Here is a 4,540-nt window from a genome sequence, read left to right on the forward strand (position 1 = left end):
GAAATAAAATGCTGCGATCGGCTACTGCTTGAAAACCAAGATGGTGTACAAACCAATTCCGCCATACTTTGGCGTCTTCTACATAGAAATGAACGTGTTCAATTTTCATAGATACTGAAAATCCAGCATAACAGCTTATATATCTGTAAATTTTGCCTTTTTTGCTAAATTTTCAGGTCTTTCCCAGGCAAGAATTATGCAGGCGTACTGCCACTTTAAAAAAACAGATGACTATCAGGTTGAATGTTAATTTCCATTGGCACAGCTTGCGGTTCGGCAGAAAGGGCAAAGAAAATCGCATTGGCAGCAGTTTCAGGACTGAGCATTTTTTTCCGGTCTACTTTTAAATTGACGTTATCCCAGAAAGGAGAATCTACCCCACCAAAGTAGAATAGCGTGAACTTGATACCAAAACGCTTGAGTTCCTCTGCCATGCATTTGCTGAAACCGACAACACCAAACTTAGAAGCAGAATAAGCTGCTGCCATTCCCATCGAATGCTTGCCCAGAATTCCTACCACATTACAGATGTGACCAGACTTGCGCTTTTGCATCTCTTCAGCAGCCGCTTGAGTGGTGTAAAAGCTGCCTTTTAAGTTGACATCTAACATATTGTCTAAATCAGCGGGTTCCAGGTTGTTGTAAGGCTTGAGTATACCAGCACCGGCGGCATTCACTAAAATATCGATTTGACCAAACTCAGCGATCGTCTTTTCTATCAAAGTATCTACCTGTTGGGGGTAAGTAATATCGGTGGGAACGCTCAAAACTTGCCCTGGTAAATCATTTGCTAGTGTTGTTAAACGAACTGCATCTCTGGCAGCCAGTACCAACCGGACTCCAGTAGGCGCAAGTTTGTGTGTTAAGGCTGAACCAATACCACCAGTAGCACCGACAACAACAACAACTTTATCTTGCATTATTATATTTACATTTCTTTACATCTTACATAATACTGAATTACAGACTCAAGTTGTACGTAGACATGCAAAAAGTATCTACTTGCAGAGTAACGACTCCTCATCAAACATTCCTACTTCATGTTCTTTGCCACTTGCCTTTAATTTAAATGCAGGAGATGATTCTAAATATTTAGTAAAACTAGAACCTAAATTTAATTTTTTAATAATTGAATTAGGAGATTCTCCGGTTATTTTCCGTAATTTTGTACCTAATTTGAAACCGATACTTTAGTCTTAGGAGATGTTTTTTGGATATCTTGAATAATTTTTAATTTGATTAAATCTTGAATTTTATCAACCACTTGTTCAAAAGAAGACTATGTGGTAGCTCTCTGAATAGCTAAGTAGGTAGGTGAAAAATTTACATAGCAGTCCTAAATCATTTGTGAAATATTTTTCTGTTGGCTGTCATTAGTCATTTGTCCTTTGTCCTTTATAATCACAAATGACAAAGGACAAATGACCAAGGACGACCATAACAAAAATTTTCACAACTCAAATAGGATTGCTATAACTATGTTATTGCGAACGGAGCGAAGCAAAGTGAAGCAATCGCAAAGGTTTTGAACGTTTTACATTTTGTTACATAGTTAGGTTTATTTGTGCCTACTTACTTAGCCCTCTTCCATCAGTCTTGGAGAAAGCAATTGCTGCAAGGCTTACGAGACTTAAGTTTCCAGGTTTTAGCTCCATTTTTAAATTTCTATTAAAAAATAAAGCTTCAAACCTTGATTGAGTCATAGTTTCAGTTTTCTGCTTCGATTATTATTTTCCGAGAGTTATGAAAGAGCGTTAGAATTTTAGAAAAACTTCAACTAACGCGGGCGAAAACATAGTCACGGGTGCGAGAATCCAGGGGGTTAGTAAAGATTTTATTTGTAGTACCAAATTCAACCATTTGAGTAATACGATTTTCATTACTATAAAAGAAAGCCGTAAAATCAGATAAGCGAGTAGCTTGCTGCATATTGTGAGTAACCATCACAATTGTCAACTCAGAGCGTAAGTTATGGATCAGATGCTCGACTTTCATACTACCGACAGGATCAAGACCTGAACAGGGTTCATCCATTAACAGAACGTTTGGTTTGACTGCTAAAGCACGGGCAATACATAGTCTTTGTTGTTGGCCGCCAGAAAGCTCTAAAGCAGATTTGTGCAGCTTATTTTTCACTTCATCCCAGAGTTCGGCAGCTTTGATAGCAGATTCAACAATCCCATCTAATTCTACTTTCGGATGCCATCCAACTAATTTCACCCCGTATGCAACATTATCGTAAACGCTCATGGGAAAAAGATTTGGCTTGGGAAAAACCATACTGACTTGGCGACGTAAGCGATTGATGTTGACACGACGCTCATAAATACTTTGTCCAAAAAATTCTACTTTTCCTTCAACCTTCACATCCCCTTCTAATTCACTCATGCGATTTAACGACTTAAGAAAAGTAGACTTGCCACAACCACTAGAACCAATAATTGCCGTGACTTGGTTTTGGTAAATATCCATTGACACGCCTTCAACTATCTTTTGAGTGTCGTAAGAGAAGCTGAAGTTTTTGACTCTGATGGCTGGAATTAGTTTACTCATATTCCCAAAACTTGTGAAATAAAAGTTGACGAAGTAAAGTAGTACAAATCAGCAGCGCTGTTTCACTATGTTACTCCCAAAAGGAGATATTCACGGAAATTACGTAGTTATACAGTAGTCATCCAGCAAATAAACTGTTAATGGATATTTATATTAAGACTATGCTCCAAAAATAATCTTTTATAGACTTTTTATACCACCTTTGGCACATTGATCTATATGGCATACTTTCCAATTAAAAAGGATTGGGGCTGGTTCGACTTAAAATAGGTACGTATAAATGAAAAAAATATTAATATCATATACACCTCAATACTGCGTAGGTTTTGAAGATTTGTAGGTTGGGTTGAAGGTCGTGAAACCCAACAAACCCCGCTCTTAGGTTGGGTTGAGGAACGAAACCCAACCTACACATTTTTATTTTTTAGCGTTAACCGAGCAATATTGATATACACCTTATGATAATGAGGAGCTAGTTTATCTAATAAAGATAAATTAGTAATTATTTTTAAACCGCACTTTATCGCTTGTGTTTTAGGGTTTAAAACTCCATCCCAAGAAGGGTTGCTTGTAATGCGATTGGGGTCTAAATCCCCCTACCTAAACGTAATTGCGAACTTGTACTGAGCTTGTCCTGAGCGTAGCCGAAGTATTGCGAACTTGTACTGAGCTTGTCCTGAGCGTAGCCGTTGGCGTAGCCTCTCGTAGAGAAGGGCGTAGCCGAAGTATTGCGAATTGCGAATTGTTAAAGTCAGGGCTACCCTACGGGAACGCTTCGCTAACAGCCCTCATTTGAAGACTAAAGTCCTTCCTACGAAACGCACTCGCGTTCACTACAAACTTTTAATTATTTACGCCGGTCTACTTACGCTGGGGCATACCTTAACCAAAACGCCCTGAAATGTAGTCGCGGGTACGGGGGTCTAGTGGGTTGTTAAAGATTTGCTCTGTAGCGCCAAATTCAACCATTTGACCAATCCGACTTTCATCGGTGCTAAAGAAAGCCGTAAAATCAGAGACGCGAGCGGCTTGCTGCATGTTATGGGTAACGATCGCAATTGTCAACTCAGACTGCAAACTATGGAGTAGTTCCTCAACTTTCATGGTAGCGATGGGGTCAAGAGCCGAGCAAGGCTCATCCATTAGCAGAACTTTCGGCTTGACTGCTAAAGCACGAGCAATACATAATCTTTGTTGTTGACCACCAGAAAGCCCTAAAGCTGATTTATCCAGCTTATCTTTCACTTCATCCCAAAGAGCAGCACTGTGAAGTGCAGATTCGACAATTTCATCTAATTCTAATTTTGAATACCTGCCTGCTATCCTCATACCGTAGGCAACATTTTCGTAAATGCTTATCGGAAAAGGATTCGGTTTTTGGAACACCATACCAATTTGGCGGCGTAACCGATTGATGTTGACACGAGGAGCATAAATATTTTGACCAAAAAATTCTACATCTCCTTCAACTTTCACAGGCCCTTCTAATTCGCTAATGCGATTCAAAATTTTGATGAAGGTAGATTTACCACAACCACTAGGGCCAATAATTGCGGTTATTTGCTTTTGATAAATATCTATTGACACCTTTTCAATCGCTTTTGTTGTGCCATAGTAAAAGCTGATATTTTTAACTTTAATAGCTGGTATTAGGTTACTCATGCTAATTCGTAATTCGTAATTAAGGCATATTGATACTGGCGGCTTCCCATTTAATATCATACTTTGCCAACATCCAAAACAATACAAAAAATTATTTATTTTACTTTAGTCTTCTTTGCCTAATAACTAAGCGAGAGAGAATATTGACACATAAAATTAAGCTGAGTAGAACTATAGAAGTAGTCCAGACTAATTGGCTTTTTTGCGGGTCGGGGTCGTTGTAGAGGTTAAAAATCAATACTGGTAAGGAAGCTGTTGGGCTTAGTAATCCTTCTGACCAATCTAGACTAAATAAGGCAGTAAAAATATCAGCTTTTACTATGGC

3 protein-coding genes and 1 pseudogene are annotated in these 4,540 nt (G+C 38.7%); all 4 read right to left on the bottom strand.

Going from position 1 to position 4,540, the window contains the following annotated elements; genetic code table 11:
• Window positions 1-215 precede the first annotated feature (215 nt).
• Window positions 216-920, bottom strand: coding sequence for an SDR family oxidoreductase (locus LC574_RS27705; protein WP_229456886.1), 705 nt, complete (start codon window positions 918-920; stop codon window positions 216-218).
• An 853-nt stretch (window positions 921-1,773) separates the two neighbouring features.
• Window positions 1,774-2,553 (bottom strand): phosphate ABC transporter ATP-binding protein, encoded by a 780-nt coding sequence (locus LC574_RS27710; RefSeq protein ID WP_229456887.1) that lies wholly within the window; start codon window positions 2,551-2,553, stop codon window positions 1,774-1,776.
• Between the two features lie 882 nt (window positions 2,554-3,435).
• Window positions 3,436-4,215, bottom strand: coding sequence for a phosphate ABC transporter ATP-binding protein PstB (pstB, locus tag LC574_RS27715; protein ID WP_229456888.1), 780 nt, complete (start codon window positions 4,213-4,215; stop codon window positions 3,436-3,438).
• Window positions 4,216-4,315: 100 nt separating this feature from the next.
• Window positions 4,316-4,540, bottom strand: a pseudogene (locus LC574_RS27720) (phosphate ABC transporter, permease protein PstA); the annotation flags it as partial.

The organism is Nostoc sp. CHAB 5715, assembly GCF_020829685.1.
Taxonomy (GTDB): Bacteria; Cyanobacteriota; Cyanobacteriia; order Cyanobacteriales; family Nostocaceae; genus Nostoc.

Bases quoted from the DNA above. Each gene is read 5' to 3' on its own strand.
- LC574_RS27705 (WP_229456886.1), bottom strand. From the start codon at position 920: ATGCAAGATAAAGTTGTTGTTGTTGTCGGTGCTACTGGTGGTATTGGT.
- LC574_RS27710 (WP_229456887.1), bottom strand. From the start codon at position 2,553: ATGAGTAAACTAATTCCAGCCATCAGAGTCAAAAACTTCAGCTTCTCT.
- pstB (WP_229456888.1), bottom strand. From the start codon at position 4,215: ATGAGTAACCTAATACCAGCTATTAAAGTTAAAAATATCAGCTTTTAC.